Annotated in this window: 17 protein-coding genes; 14 read left to right on the top strand and 3 right to left on the bottom strand. The window is 55.2% G+C overall.

The genetic code is table 11. The annotated features are described in order from the left end of the window. The first annotated feature begins 4 nt into the window (after positions 1 to 4). The 10 genes from B0E33_RS03410 to B0E33_RS03360 all read left to right on the top strand — a co-directional run bounded on the left by B0E33_RS03410 (position 5) and on the right by B0E33_RS03360 (position 5,463). Complete coding sequence (locus B0E33_RS03410; RefSeq protein WP_077290432.1) at positions 5 to 451, top strand: hypothetical protein; 447 nt, start codon at positions 5 to 7, stop codon at positions 449 to 451. 86 nt (positions 452 to 537) lie between these two features. Beyond that, positions 538 to 888 carry a CdiI-like immunity protein gene (locus B0E33_RS03405; protein WP_077290431.1) on the top strand — a complete coding sequence of 117 codons (351 nt, stop codon included), beginning with the start codon at positions 538 to 540 and terminating at the stop codon, positions 886 to 888. A 357-nt stretch (positions 889 to 1,245) separates the two neighbouring features. Continuing rightward, entirely contained in the window at positions 1,246 to 1,758 is a 513-nt protein-coding gene (locus B0E33_RS03395; protein WP_077290429.1) for an SMI1/KNR4 family protein, read from the top strand. Between the two features lie 36 nt (positions 1,759 to 1,794). Beyond that, positions 1,795 to 2,199: an AHH domain-containing protein gene (locus B0E33_RS31610; RefSeq protein WP_077290428.1), complete on the top strand. Its 405-nt coding sequence runs from the start codon at positions 1,795 to 1,797 to the stop codon at positions 2,197 to 2,199. Positions 2,200 to 2,203: 4 nt separating this feature from the next. Next, positions 2,204 to 2,821, top strand: a complete 618-nt coding sequence (locus B0E33_RS31340) for an imm11 family protein (RefSeq protein ID WP_077290427.1) — start codon at positions 2,204 to 2,206, stop codon at positions 2,819 to 2,821. A 96-nt stretch (positions 2,822 to 2,917) separates the two neighbouring features. Further along, complete coding sequence (locus B0E33_RS30810) at positions 2,918 to 3,394, top strand: hemagglutinin repeat-containing protein (protein WP_156912336.1); 477 nt, start codon at positions 2,918 to 2,920, stop codon at positions 3,392 to 3,394. Positions 3,395 to 3,430: 36 nt separating this feature from the next. Continuing rightward, positions 3,431 to 4,054, top strand: a complete 624-nt coding sequence (locus tag B0E33_RS31545) for an SMI1/KNR4 family protein (RefSeq protein ID WP_156912335.1) — start codon at positions 3,431 to 3,433, stop codon at positions 4,052 to 4,054. 109 nt (positions 4,055 to 4,163) lie between these two features. Then, a complete protein-coding gene (locus tag B0E33_RS31605) occupies positions 4,164 to 4,340 on the top strand; it encodes a hypothetical protein (protein ID WP_077290424.1) in 177 nt (58 codons plus the stop codon). Between the two features lie 64 nt (positions 4,341 to 4,404). After that, positions 4,405 to 4,734, top strand: a complete 330-nt coding sequence (locus B0E33_RS03365) for a hypothetical protein (protein ID WP_077290423.1) — start codon at positions 4,405 to 4,407, stop codon at positions 4,732 to 4,734. Between the two features lie 321 nt (positions 4,735 to 5,055). Then, on the top strand, positions 5,056 to 5,463 hold the full coding sequence (locus B0E33_RS03360) for a hypothetical protein (RefSeq protein ID WP_077290422.1): 408 nt from the start codon (positions 5,056 to 5,058) through the stop codon (positions 5,461 to 5,463). A 202-nt stretch (positions 5,464 to 5,665) separates the two neighbouring features. Here the strand turns inward: B0E33_RS03360 and B0E33_RS03355 are convergent, their stop codons facing one another. After that, positions 5,666 to 6,355, bottom strand: coding sequence for a helix-turn-helix transcriptional regulator (locus tag B0E33_RS03355; RefSeq protein WP_228148053.1), 690 nt, complete (start codon positions 6,353 to 6,355; stop codon positions 5,666 to 5,668). 102 nt (positions 6,356 to 6,457) lie between these two features. Between B0E33_RS03355 and B0E33_RS03350 the strand changes: the two genes are divergently transcribed. Beyond that, positions 6,458 to 7,054: a glutathione S-transferase family protein gene (locus tag B0E33_RS03350; protein WP_077290420.1), complete on the top strand. Its 597-nt coding sequence runs from the start codon at positions 6,458 to 6,460 to the stop codon at positions 7,052 to 7,054. Positions 7,055 to 7,223: 169 nt separating this feature from the next. On the opposite strand, the gene B0E33_RS03345 is transcribed toward B0E33_RS03350, so the two are convergent. Both B0E33_RS03345 and B0E33_RS03340 read right to left on the bottom strand, forming a co-directional pair. Next, positions 7,224 to 7,757, bottom strand: coding sequence for a DUF1993 domain-containing protein (locus tag B0E33_RS03345; RefSeq protein WP_077293128.1), 534 nt, complete (start codon positions 7,755 to 7,757; stop codon positions 7,224 to 7,226). A 208-nt stretch (positions 7,758 to 7,965) separates the two neighbouring features. Continuing rightward, complete coding sequence (locus B0E33_RS03340) at positions 7,966 to 8,475, bottom strand: PilZ domain-containing protein (protein ID WP_022997882.1); 510 nt, start codon at positions 8,473 to 8,475, stop codon at positions 7,966 to 7,968. 305 nt (positions 8,476 to 8,780) lie between these two features. Between B0E33_RS03340 and cysQ the strand changes: the two genes are divergently transcribed. From cysQ to cysN, 3 genes are all read left to right on the top strand, one after another. Beyond that, entirely contained in the window at positions 8,781 to 9,623 is an 843-nt protein-coding gene (cysQ, locus tag B0E33_RS03335) for a 3'(2'),5'-bisphosphate nucleotidase CysQ (RefSeq protein WP_077290419.1), read from the top strand. Between the two features lie 81 nt (positions 9,624 to 9,704). Further along, a complete protein-coding gene (gene cysD / locus B0E33_RS03330) occupies positions 9,705 to 10,634 on the top strand; it encodes a sulfate adenylyltransferase subunit CysD (protein WP_022997880.1) in 930 nt (309 codons plus the stop codon). A gap of 1 nt (position 10,635) precedes the next feature. Beyond that, positions 10,636 to 12,570, top strand: coding sequence for a sulfate adenylyltransferase subunit CysN (gene cysN / locus B0E33_RS03325; RefSeq protein WP_055658637.1), 1,935 nt, complete (start codon positions 10,636 to 10,638; stop codon positions 12,568 to 12,570). The last annotated feature ends 204 nt before the right edge of the window (positions 12,571 to 12,774 follow it).

The following is a 12,774-nucleotide window of genomic DNA, read 5'->3' as shown; positions in this document are numbered from 1 at the left end:
CTTGATGGATGTAAACGCCTCATTTCCTGGGATGCGTGGCCCAGAGTTGCCAACAAATGAGCAGATCGAGCCACTATTTTTGGAGAACTTTCCAGAGGCATGGACAGAAGATGCTGATGTCACCTGGTATTTGCAGGATAGCGAATGTTACCATCTGTCTATAGTTGCCAATCCACAATATGGGATCTGGTTATGGCATCGCCACAATAGACCAGACGGCAGTGAAGAGAATTATATTTCACTTGGAAATATTGAAAAACTAGACACGTACGTTGAAGCGGTGGAAGACTCGCTGACACTTGAGGGCTTTTTTTTGCCCCCTGAGCAGGCGTGGCTTGCGGTTCAGGACTTCATAAACTCGCCAGGGGTAAGGTCAGAGAGAATTAATTGGATGCACGAGGATCAAGTGCCTCGGGGAAAGTACTGGCTTGTGTCATCGGATTGTCTCTGAGTTAGAGAAATCTATCATACCAATGGAGATGATTTCTACTCCGACAACTGGCCAGGTGGGTCACATCCAGCCTTTGAGGTAAGTTGATGGAATTTGGGATCATTGATCAGGTATTAGCTGAAAACATCGATCTTCTTGACCGAGCTACATCGGGCATTCGCCAATGTCTGCCTGCCTACGAGAAAAGATGTGCTGAGCTGATACATGATATTGCGACACGTCATTCTTTTGCAGAATCAGAAGAGGACTTTGATAAGTTGCTGGAAATTCAAGGGCGCCTAGCAACTTTACTTTTCAAGTATCGTTTTGAAATCGGCGATAAGCTTGAGATTTTGACCAGAGAATTCGATCGTCTCTATGACCCTTACATCCGAGAGTATTGGTACAAAAAGTTCAAAGCAGGCGCAGCTTGGCCCGAACTACCCGCGACGACCTAAATCTTTTGTCCAGAAGTATGCACCTCCTCCGCGCCCAGATCCGAAACATTCTCGCGCTACTTCTCATCGCGCTTATGCCAGTTGCGGCGTTTTCTGCAGCCGGCGATTGGTCGCAGATCAGCTATCCGCTTGAGGCGCAAGAATTGAATGCCGAACTGGCCAACCTGATGAACGCCGCCCGTGCCCCACCGATCGCCAGTGCAAATGTGATGGCTACCGGCACTGCGTTCACGTGCTCTGATTGCTCTGATCCCCGAAAACTTCGATGCCTTCATCGCTTCCGCTCCTTCTCCCAGCCGAGATCCTAGCGCGGAAAACTCCAGTCAAAAACGATCCAGTTTTCGGGGATCAGAGCACATGGTCGAGCAATTATTGGATATATCGCTCGGCAAACTGGGGGCAATGATGACGTCTATAACTGAGTTAGAAAAACTAATTGCCGAATACTCTGGCAATGGCGTTGAGTTCGGCACGGCGAGCAGCGATCTTTCTCCAACAGATGAAAGAGTTGCAGAAACTGAAAACAAGATTGGCTGTAAGCTGCCCCCTAGCTATCTCTGGTTTGTCAAGAACTACGGCGGAGGTCACGTTTATGGCGAAGAGATATTCGCAATATATCCCGTTCTATCCGACCTGTCAGTTGGCGACATTGCTTATCAAACAAAGAGTGAAAGAGAGCAGGGCTTTGTAAGGGATTCCGCTGTGGTTGTTTGCTCTAATGATTTCGGTGAAACTTTCTATTTTGACACATCGACCCAAGATGATGACGGAGAGTATCCAGTCTTTGTGAAAGCTGGCGCAAATGAAAAAAGATACGCGGACAGCTTTGCAGGGTTCTTATACAAGCGGATAGAAAATCCTGAGGGGTAGCTTTCGACCGGTCGATACTCGGATAATGGAAAGCCTATTTATCGCGACACAAATGGCGGTTATTTCACGCTCGAAGGAGGCCGGGTCCGCACGTTTGCCCCAACTGACTACAATTCAGTTCCAATTCATCATGTTTGTACCAATAAATGTGACATAGGTACCGGTAAAACGCCCGCTTGGACTCCTCGGTTTAAGAAAATTTTCGACAACGCAGGGCTGAATATTGATAGTGAAATCAATAAAATTGCTATTCCTGGACATCGAGGGCCGCACCCACAGGCGTATCATCAGTATGTTTATGGAAGTTTGAATGACGCTGTACTTGGACTTACACAGAGTAGTCCGAATTATACTATGGAAATTAAGAATACGCTGAGCCGAATCAAGTCTGAAGCCATAACTCCAGGAAGCCAAGTTAACCGTTGGCTCACAGGACAATGAAATCATGAAATACTATTTGCTTAGAGATGATATGTGGCTTGATGAAAGTGCTGACCGTTGGATTTTTGATCGATTAAAGTATGAAACAGATAAGGGGAACCTCGAATTCGTAGACCCTCCCCTGGAGTACATGGAGCCCTGCACTTACCCAATCGACTTGCATCGAGCTGGGAGGGAGACAGACTTTAGTTTTACAATGGACTCTGGAAATATCCCAATTCTTAGTAAAAAAGCTAAATCTGCTCTAGATGGACTGCCAGAAGTCGATGAACCTTATCACAACGTAGTTCTAGAACCAGTTAAGATCGAAAACAAACAGGTAGATCAAGATTATTTTGTGATGATTATCGAAACGCAGATTGATAGCGTAGACGAAGAACGATCCGAGTTTCAGAAGTATGAAGAAAACGATCCTGTTCGGCCAGACAAGGCGGGGCAGTACCGCGCATTTTTCAATTTGGTGATAGATCCGTCGAAGACCGGAGATCATCATATTTTCCGCCTCAAAAAACACCTCGGCTCCATTATCGTGAGCGAGGAGGTTAAAAGGCGTTTTGAAGGTTCTGGTGTGACGGGTGCTGTGTTTGAATCTGTAAACGGAGATCAAAAAACCATTGCGTAACACGGATCAAACCGCTGAACTTTTAAAGTGACACTGGGCTGCATTGCCAACTTGTTGATCGAGCTTTGCTTTGGTTGATCGCTTTTATGAGCGCGGATTGAAGCCGACAGTGCCGATCTCGACATCGGCCGCAACCTCACGATAGAAAGCCGGCTGGACACGGCCGAAGGCTCCAACCAGAGCAGCGGCTACAGCGCCGGGGTTTCCGTTGGCATCGGGCTGGGGGCAGACGGCGCCGGGCCCACCTTCGGCGCCTCTGCCAGCGTCAACGGGGCCAAGGGCTCCAACAGCTCGGCCTGGGTGAACGCCCCCTCCGGCATCGTCACCGACAACGCGCTCAATGCCGATGTCGGCGAAACGACCTCCATCACCGGCGGGGTGATCGCCTCGCGCTCCGGCGACCTGACCCTTGAAACCGAACGTCTGGAAACGGCGGATATCGACCTTCACCGCAAGGGCCGGCAGGTTTCCGGCTCGGTCGGCGTCAGCATAGGTTCCAATCCGGAAGGCAAGTCCAAACCGGGCATCACGGTGGAAGGGGCCTATTCCAACTCCGAGACCGAGTGTGTTTGAGCTAATTCCGAACCAAAATGGTGGACCCATACAGTGGTGGAATATTACGCCTGCAAGGTTCCCAGATCAGCATCAAGGTGGCATCCATGGGACTGGGAGTGCTTTCAAAAACCTGATGCAGATGATTGGAAGACCATAACGATGTCGTTAAGTATCGAGGAAGTCGACAAAATTTTCTCTGAACTAAATCAGTTTCGAGTACCGGATGACCATCGTGGCAACGCCCAAAAAAATGAATTCTGGAAGATAGAAGAAGCTGAACTTGCAGATGCTGAAAAACGCATGGGGATCATGATACCGCATGAACTCAGACGTTTTTATGCCAAAGTTGGGAGTGGCCATCTGGTACGAAGTCGCAAAGGGGTCCTACAGACCGACTATCTGAATATATTTGTGGACTTGCGACGCCTGAGTGAACTCTGGCTCCGTGAAGACGTGAGCTTTCAATACGATGCTGAGCTTGTCGCCGACGGAGAACTCCCTTTCTTTGATATGGGGAGTTACAGCTATTTTGTCCTTAGACCACATTCAGCTAACCCTAACGCGGTCTATGCCCCATATGACAAAAAACCCGTTTCAAACTCATTCAACGAGTTTGTTTTGCAACTTTACCAGGACACAACATTCTATCTTGACCATGTGGGCGACTACGAAGTCTGAAGGGATTGAATCAGTAAAACAGACTGCTGACCTGAGCCCGAGCTAAAAGTGCCCCTATGAGCACGCGGAGACCTATCAAACCAATACGGATGTCACGGCGGGCGGCAACGTGTCGGTCGAAACCGGCCGGGACCTTGCCCTGAAGGGCGCGCGCCAAACCGGCAGAAACTCGGGTCTCAGGTCACGATATTCAGCTGACCCTGATACGCCATCTTATCCGAAGCTTTCTCGTTGTGGATTAAGTCTGCTTGATGCGGCTTGGGGAACGCCCTTGGGAAAACTATGAAGACATTAGATATTACCAAAGTTGAAGTAGATGGCGCGTTATATTTTAAGTTCGGATATTAGAGATGAGCCTTGTCGAAGAAAAACTGATTGATCGTGCTCTCGAACTGGGCCTTGTCGACGACTTAATTGGGATGATGACAGGAGAAAGCCAGTACGCAGACGAGAAGGCGTTCAAGAAAATGGATATGAACTCCTCACGGCTCAGAGGGATGGCATTAAGTCACCTGCAGTTTATGAAAAAATTTGGCTATTGCGACGAGGAAAAATCAGTAAAGGAGGATGGATATATTCTTTCGAGTTATCCTGAATATTTCAACGCTTGGAAATTGGCGGGTTGTCCAGGTATTTCAATATCCAAATTGGAAAAGTTGTTGGAAGGCAGGTCTAAATAATAACAATGCCATATCAAAATCAATCCAAGGCACTGTGGAATTTCTGTGGAATCTAGATAGTATGTGAATTAATCAAATTTTTTACATAAATTTACTTAATATCTGGTCTGAGCCAGAAGCAGGGCTGGAACCTGTTCGACTGGATTATTACGCCAGCACACGCGCAGACTATGTGCTTTATCAGTTTGGGGCTATTCACGGTGGAGCAACGAAAAGCCCTCAACAAAACCTTAACGATATGTTCATTAACAGGTTTGGAGCAGACGGTATCGGCAAACTTGCAGGTGAAAAAGTGGTTGGCAACATAACGATCTATCTACCATGAACATGCTTCTAGAAGTCGAAAAGAAAAGCCCTGTACAGGTTTCGATCTTCTCCGAAGTTGAAAAGACTTTGCGAAAACTGAGGAGCTACGGCCCACAGTCATATGCAAGCTTAACGAGGCAAGATGGCCCTTATCTGCAGGTTGCTGGTGGCGGAGTAACCTGTGTGTTGGAAATGCGAGACCCGCAAGCTTCCAAGCATTGGCGCGCTCACTTGGGACAAGCTAAAGTACCTTTTGAGGGCGAACAAACTCTAATGTTTGGGGGGGGGAAATTGACTATATGGCCTGACGAAGTCCTTTTCATAGATGACGTAGTTGCGGTGTTTAAAGCCTTCTTTGATGGAGAGGCGCTCCCGAAAGAAATAAAATGGCGCGACATTTCTCAAGTCGTAGGTCTAGTGTGAATCTATCAGGGCCTGCTGGGGTGTCTGGCTCCCATCTTTGCAGCTTCTAACAACCGCATCATAGCACTTAAGGTGCCGGTGCAAGAGGCAGTCCAGCTCATCGGGCCCGGTAAATCTCGTTGCACCTTTCAGCTCGCAATGCACCTGACCCGCTCCCCCGAAATTTCCCCGTTTTGAGGTTAGTCCGTTTCCAATTCGCACTTTACCCAACTTCACCGCGCTGAGGTGACCTGTTCCGGTCATATCCCCGTTGCTGGATGTAGTCGCGGAGCAGGGCCACCCGGTTGGGGCGGAAGCTTTCGGTGCCGGGCGCCAGTGAGGCGATCCGGCTGACGTGGAAGTGGCGGTAGTCTTGCCGGAGGCGGCAATGGGCGAGCAGCAGCAGCGAGGTTTCGCTGTAGGAAAGACCCATCGGCCAGATTTCCCTTGTGGTCGTCCGCTCCTGCAGGTCGCGATAGGTGATGATCACGCTGAACTCCTCCCAGCAGGCCTCGCGCAACAGGTCAAGATCCACCGTCACCGGCGGGCGCTTGTCCGGTTGCCGCCAGCTGCGCATCACCGTGTGCATGGCCTGGCGCGCCTGCCGGTCGGGCAGGGTGGCGATGATGCGGGCCATGGCGTTGCGGCCGGCCTTTTTCAGTGTCTCGTCGCCGATCTGGTCCAGCCCGCTTTGCGCCAGCATCAGCGCCTCGATTTCCAGCCGGGAGAAACTCTGCGGCGGCAGCACGGGATCTTCCGTCAAGGTGTAGCCGACGCCCGCGGCCCCGTCGATCAAGGCGCCGCCCGCACGCAAGGTGGCGATGTCGCGGTAGAGCTGGCGCAGGGATACGCCGGTCTCTTCGGAAAGGCGCGCGGCGGTGACCGGTTGAGGTAGGCGCCTGAGGGTATCCATCAGGCGCATCAGCCTGTCCATGCGGGCCATTTTTGCTCCTGCCGTAAATTGTCAGCAGGGGGAAGCTATACCTTTGGCATCACAAAGAAAAGGAGCTTTCCCATGATGACGCTTTACCATTCTCCCAACAGCCGGTCTTCGGCGATCGTGACCCTGATCGAAGAGCTGGGAGCCGACGTCGAGGTGAAGGAAGTGACGGTTCGCCGGCAGGATGGCTCGGGCGGGCCGGATGCATCCAACCCGCATCCGGAAAAGAAGGTGCCCTACCTGGTGGATGGTGCCGAGGGGATCCGCGAGCGCGGCGCGATCATGCTTTATCTTACCGACAAGTTTCCCGAAGCCGGGCTTGGGCCGATCGAAGGCCAGCCGGGGCGCGGAGAGTATCTGTCCTGGCTGTTCTACTATCAGGGCGTGATGGAGCCGGTCATCATCCTGAAATTCGCCCAGTTTACGCATCCGGCCGTGGAGGCGAGCCTGCGCGATTTCGACACGATGGTCGCGCGGCTGGCGGAAACGCTGGAAAAGCAGCCTTACCTGCTGGGCGAAACCTATTCCGCCGTCGACCTGTTGTGCAGCGGTCCGTTCCTGTGGCTGCCCGACATGTTGCCGGACAACGAGGCGATCCGTGACTGGGTGAAGCGGTGCAGCGAACGCCCGGCCACCGTGCGGACGCTGGAGCGTGAACGCCAGGCGGCCTGAGAGGTTTTGAACCTCCGCTGACGATATGGCCTGCCGGGTTTTGCCCGGTGGGCCATATCTGTTTGCGCAGTTGTCTTGAAATCGGCTCTGAAACTGGATGAATTGCCTGCGCGGCTTTCCAGTTGGCCCGCCTGTTCGTTTCTGCCGGTGAGGGTGAGGTCAAGGGCCGTCAGTCCGGCCTCGTCCGCAACTGGCCTTCATAGTCGCGCTTGCCGATCGGCACGCCGCGCGTGCGCAGGATGTCGTAGGCGGTGACAGCGTGGAAATGAAAGTTCGGCAGCAGGAAGGACAGGAGAAAGGTCTCCGATGTCAGGGGCATCGGCGCGGGGCTGATGTGAACCAGATCAAGGTCGAGAGGCCGGCCCGACCAGTCGTTTACCTCGGCAGGCGTATAGGCCTCCAAGCGTGTCACTGTCTGCGCGATCCGGTCCTGCAGAGCCGCATATGGGGCTGGTCCGACAAGCGGCGGCGGGGTGAAGGCACCCGTTCTCATTGCTTCCAGGCCCCAGACGGAAAAATTGTCGACGCACTCGATCTGAAACCAGAACTGAGCCATGTCCGGATAAAGCCGCGCGGTCGCGAAGTCGTCCGGATCGGTGCCTGTCTGCTGGCAATGGATTGCCGCCTTTTGAAGAAACCCGCTGACGGCGCGTGCCGTTTGCAGGAAGGTTGGCACGCTCATGTCGTAGAGGGTGGTCGCCACGGGCTGTTTCCTGGTCATGATCCGGGTTCGAAACACGCCTTGGCGTGATCTTCAAAGGGTACGACTGGGAGGCGGATCATATCCAGGAATTTTGAGCGCTGGCGTGGAAGCAGGCATTCTGCCTTGGGCGGCAGGGTGCACTTGCTGGCTGTCTGTCGAGCACCGCGAAGAGAAAGGGCATCTGACGTATTTCGCCGCGCGCAGCGTATCAACGCCTCTTGCCGAAGGTCGGCTTGCCGGCGCCGGCACTTGCGTCCTGCCGGTTGCGGCGCACGGAGGTGCGCTCGTCGGCATGCGGTTCGTCCTGGTGGCGGCGCTGGAAAAAGTTGTCCGGGCTGTCGCGGCGCTCGTCGAGTTCGCTTCTCAGAGCTTCTTCGGAGCTTTTCAGCACCTGCGCGCGCTGCGCGGCAACATGCCGTTTCTCGCCGATGAACTGGACGCCGCAGCGAAGGCCTTCCTCCCAGCGGCGTTCGCAGGTGACTTCATAGTCTTCCAGGTCGATATGAAGGTCGAATTCCTTGGGCAGCATGTAGGCCTGCTCGAATTCCAGCAAAGCGCCGCCTTCGGAGATGTTGCGCACCATGCAGGGAATGGATCTCAGTCCGTTTTGAAAGACCATCTTGCCTTTCTTGAACACGCGTGCCCGCCGCTCCCGCGGCATCTGTTCGCTGGCGCTCTCATCCGCGGGTGCGTGCGGAAATGGTTTGGCGTCCGACATGGGTTTCTCGCATTCTCATGGTGTCCAAGGGCACTTTAACCCCCATTTGGGGTAAGTTTAGGCGCAAAGCCCTTGCCAATCGGTGAATCCACGTATGGATCAGTCAGGTAAAGCCCGGCATAGGACCATGTTGGGAGCAACAAAAGCTCCCTTGCGACGGTCAGAGAAACCTGAGCTTTTTGTATTCAGGCGAAAACGTGGAACACCATTCCTTGAATTGATACACTGTACCTTTCTATTTACGGGACAGCCACGCGGGCGGACAGCGCGGGGGGCAATATTTCCCGGCGCGAATTGAGGCATCAATGACTGAAGACCAGATATCTTTCTTGAACCTGCTGGCCCTGAGGGCCGGAGAGGAAATCCTCAAAATCTACGCGGAACCTTTCGAGGTCGAGAACAAGGTCGACGGGTCTCCGGTGACCAAGGCCGACGCGGCAGCCGAGGAAATCATTCTCGCGGGCCTTGCGGAAAAGTTCCCCGACATTCCGGTGGTGGCCGAAGAAGCGGTCGAAGCCGGCAAGCTGCCTGCGGCAGGTGCGCGGTACTTCCTGGTCGACCCGCTCGACGGAACTAAGGAATTCCTGAAGAAGAACGGCGAGTTCACCGTCAACATCGCCCTGATCGAGGATGGCCGCCCGGTGTTCGGCGTGGTTTCCGCGCCAGCCCTCGAAGAGATCTATTGGGGTGGGGAATTCCGGGAAAACGGCAAAACCGAAACCAGGGCCTTCAAGGGAACCATCGCGAACGGCGGCATCAGCGATGTTGCGCCCATCTCCGTTCGCACGCCGCCGGTGGATGGTATCAGCGTGCTCGCCAGCCGCTCTCATCTTTCGGAAGAAACCTCTGCCCTGATTTCACGGCTGAGTGTCGCCGAGCAGCTTAACGTCGGCTCGTCGCTGAAGCTGTGCTGGGTGGCCGCCGGCCGGGCCGATTTCTATCCCCGTCTTGCACCCACGATGCAATGGGACATTGCCGCCGGTGATGCAGTTGTACGCGCCGCCGGCGGGGCGGTCGTTCTGGCTTCAACCGGTGAGGACTTTGTCTACCGGGTGCCGGAAAACGCCCGCAAGGACGACCTGCGGAACCCGTTTTTTCTGGCAGCCGGGTGCAGGAACCTCCTGCGGGATGTCGCGCCCGCTGCCTGACGATTTGCAAAATTGCGCGGGCAGTTGGCCCGTGCCGAACGATTGATACGGCCGGTTCGCCGGCCAAACGGAAAAGCGAACATGAACATGCAATCTCACGGGATCTCGCCCGAGCGCCTCAGCAATCTGAAGCGGCTGGAAGCAGAAAGCATCCACATCATCCGCGAAGTCGCGGCCGAATTCTCCAATCCGGTGATGCTCTATTCCATCGGCAAGGACTCCGGCGTCATGCTGCACCTGGCGATGAAGGCGTTCTATCCGTCCAAGCCGCCGTTTCCGTTGCTGCATGTGGATACGACCTGGAAATTCCGGGACATGATCACCTTCCGTGACGAGACCGCCGCGCGTCTCGGCATGGACCTGATCGTCCATACCAACCCGGAAGGGCTTGAAAAGAATATCGGCCCGTTTTCCCACGGCTCCTCGGTTCATACGCACATCATGAAGACGGAGGCGTTGAAACAGGCGCTGAACAAATACGGCTTCGATGCCGCCTTCGGCGGCGCGCGCCGGGACGAGGAAAAGTCGCGCGCCAAGGAGCGCGTCTTCTCCTTCCGCAATTCCAATCACGGCTGGGACCCGAAGAACCAGCGGCCGGAACTGTGGAACCTCTACAATGCCCGTGTGGCAAAGGGCGAGAGCATCCGTGCGTTTCCGCTGTCCAACTGGACCGAGCTGGATATCTGGCAGTACATCCTGACGGAAGACATCCCGATGGTGCCGCTCTACTTCGCAGCAAAGCGCCCGGTCGTGAACCGCGACGGCATGCTGATCATGGTCGACGACGACCGCATGAAACTGCAGCCCGGCGAAGAGATCGAGGAAAAGATGGTCCGCTTCCGCACGCTCGGCTGCTACCCGCTGACCGGCGCCATTGAATCGGATGCCGATACGCTGCCCGCCATTGTCCGCGAAATGCTGATTGCCCGCACATCCGAACGCCAGGGCCGCCTCATCGACAAGGATGAAAGTGCGTCGATGGAGAAGAAGAAGCGGGAAGGATATTTCTAAGATGACGATCGAGAACATACAGGAAGCTGCAGAGACAGCCGTCACCGAATATATCCTGGCACAGGAAAGCAAGGACCAGCTCCGCTTCCTGACCTGCGGTTCCGTTGACGATGGCAAGTCGACCCTGATCGGCCGCCTGCTTTACGACACCAAGCTGATCTTCGAAGACCAGTTGGCCGCGCTGGAACGCGATTCCAGAAAGCATGGCACCGTGGGAGAGGACATCGATCTGGCGCTGCTGGTCGACGGTCTTGAGGCCGAGCGCGAGCAGGGCATCACCATCGACGTTGCCTACCGGTTCTTTGCGACCGAAAAGCGCAAGTTCATCGTTGCCGATACCCCGGGCCACGAACAATACACCCGCAACATGGCCACCGGCGCTTCCACCGCCGATCTTGCCGTGCTGCTGGTTGATGCCCGCAACGGCCTGATGGTCCAGACCCGTCGCCACGCGTTCATCGCGTCGCTGCTGGGCATCCGCCACGTCGTGCTGGCGATCAACAAGATCGACCTTGTCGGCTATTCTCAGGAACGATTTGAGGAAATCCGCAAGGAATTCGAGGTCTTTGCCAACGGCTTCGATTTCGAAACCCTGCAGGCAATTCCGATGTCGGCGCGCTATGGCGACAACGTCACCGGGCGCAGCGACAAGATGGACTGGTATTCCGGACCGACCCTGCTGGAGCACCTGGAGACAGTTCAGGTGGGCGAGCATGTGCTGGAAGCCCCGTTCCGCTTCCCGGTGCAGTGGGTCAACCGGCCCAACCTCGATTTCCGCGGCTATTCCGGTACGGTCGCCAGCGGCCAGGTGTCGGTTGGCGACGAACTGGTGGTTGCCGGTCCGGCAAAGCAGTCCAGGGTGAAGTCGATCATCGGCGCAAGCGGTGAAGTCAGCTCCGCCCGGGCCGGTGAGGCAGTCACCATTTCGCTGGAAGATGAAATCGACATCTCCCGCGGCGATCTTCTGACCTCGACCGCACATCGCCCGGATGTTGCCGACCAGTTTGCCGCCCACGTCATCTGGATGTCCGACGAGCCGTTGCTGCCGGGCAGGCCCTATCTCCTGAAGATCGGCACTCGCACGGTGACGGCGACGGTCTCCGAAATCAAGCACAAGATCAACGTCAATACGTTCGAGCATGTGGCCGGCAAGACGCTGGCATTGAATGAAATCGCGTTCTGCAATTTCTCACTGTCCTCCGCGGTGCCGTTCGATCCCTATGAGGCCAACCACACGACCGGTTCCTTCATCCTGATCGACCGAATGAGCAACTCGACGGTTGGTGCGGGCATGGTCTGGTTCGCACTGCGCCGGGCAAGCAACATTCACTGGCAGGCTCTCGACGTCGACAAGAACGCCCGGTCTGAAAAACTCGGTCAGAAGCCGGCAGTCCTTTGGTTCACCGGCCTCTCCGGGTCCGGCAAGTCGACCATCGCGTCGATCGTCGAAAAGAAACTGCATGTCGACGGACGGCACACCTATACGCTCGACGGCGACAACGTCCGCCACGGCCTCAACAAGGACCTGGGCTTTACCGATGCCGACCGGGTGGAAAACATCCGCCGTGTCGGCGAGGTGGCCAAGCTCTTTGCGGATGCGGGCATGATCACGCTGGTATCCTTCATCTCGCCGTTCCGCTCGGAGCGGCAGATGGCGCGCGACCTCCTGGAAGACGGTGAGTTCATCGAGGTCTTTGTCGATACGCCCATCGAGGAATGCCGCAAACGCGACCCGAAGGGCCTTTATGCCAAGGCCGACCGGGGCGAGATCAAGAACTTCACCGGTATCGACAGCCCCTATGAAGCGCCGGAAAATCCGGAACTTCATATTCGCAACGTCGGCCGGGAACCGGAAGAAGTTGCCGAGGAGATCGTTGAGTATCTGCGCAAGCGCGGGTTCCTGAACAGCTTCTCCGCCGACGGCGGAGGCATCTGACAAGGGGACGAAAGTGAACTTGCCGGGCTGATGACCTGCCCTGGCATCCGAAAAACAGCCATCCGCGTTACAAGGACGCGGGTGGCTTTTTCGTTTGTGGGACCGATACGATATCCCGGCCAGACGAGCTGGAATTTCGTTCGGGGACCGGTGGCCTTTCCGAGGCTCTGTTGGCGTGTCACGCCGCGGTAATCCATTTTGTAC

Origin of the sequence: Roseibium algicola, from assembly GCF_001999245.1 — a bacterium.
GTDB lineage: Bacteria > Pseudomonadota > Alphaproteobacteria > Rhizobiales > Stappiaceae > Roseibium > Roseibium algicola.
This window is presented reverse-complemented; position numbering and strand designations above follow the sequence as displayed.

What these genes read in the sequence shown, in the direction of transcription:
- B0E33_RS03410 (WP_077290432.1), top strand. Translation starts at nt 5, where the DNA reads ATGGATGTAAACGCCTCATTTCCTGGGATGCGTGGCCCAGAGTTGCCA.
- B0E33_RS03405 (WP_077290431.1), top strand. Translation starts at nt 538, where the DNA reads ATGGAATTTGGGATCATTGATCAGGTATTAGCTGAAAACATCGATCTT.
- B0E33_RS03395 (WP_077290429.1), top strand. Translation starts at nt 1,246, where the DNA reads ATGGTCGAGCAATTATTGGATATATCGCTCGGCAAACTGGGGGCAATG.
- B0E33_RS31340 (WP_077290427.1), top strand. Translation starts at nt 2,204, where the DNA reads ATGAAATACTATTTGCTTAGAGATGATATGTGGCTTGATGAAAGTGCT.
- B0E33_RS03365 (WP_077290423.1), top strand. Translation starts at nt 4,405, where the DNA reads ATGAGCCTTGTCGAAGAAAAACTGATTGATCGTGCTCTCGAACTGGGC.
- B0E33_RS03360 (WP_077290422.1), top strand. Translation starts at nt 5,056, where the DNA reads ATGAACATGCTTCTAGAAGTCGAAAAGAAAAGCCCTGTACAGGTTTCG.
- B0E33_RS03355 (WP_228148053.1), bottom strand. Translation starts at nt 6,355, where the DNA reads ATGGATACCCTCAGGCGCCTACCTCAACCGGTCACCGCCGCGCGCCTT.
- B0E33_RS03350 (WP_077290420.1), top strand. Translation starts at nt 6,458, where the DNA reads ATGATGACGCTTTACCATTCTCCCAACAGCCGGTCTTCGGCGATCGTG.
- B0E33_RS03340 (WP_022997882.1), bottom strand. Translation starts at nt 8,475, where the DNA reads ATGTCGGACGCCAAACCATTTCCGCACGCACCCGCGGATGAGAGCGCC.
- cysQ (WP_077290419.1), top strand. Translation starts at nt 8,781, where the DNA reads ATGACTGAAGACCAGATATCTTTCTTGAACCTGCTGGCCCTGAGGGCC.
- cysD (WP_022997880.1), top strand. Translation starts at nt 9,705, where the DNA reads ATGAACATGCAATCTCACGGGATCTCGCCCGAGCGCCTCAGCAATCTG.
- cysN (WP_055658637.1), top strand. Translation starts at nt 10,636, where the DNA reads ATGACGATCGAGAACATACAGGAAGCTGCAGAGACAGCCGTCACCGAA.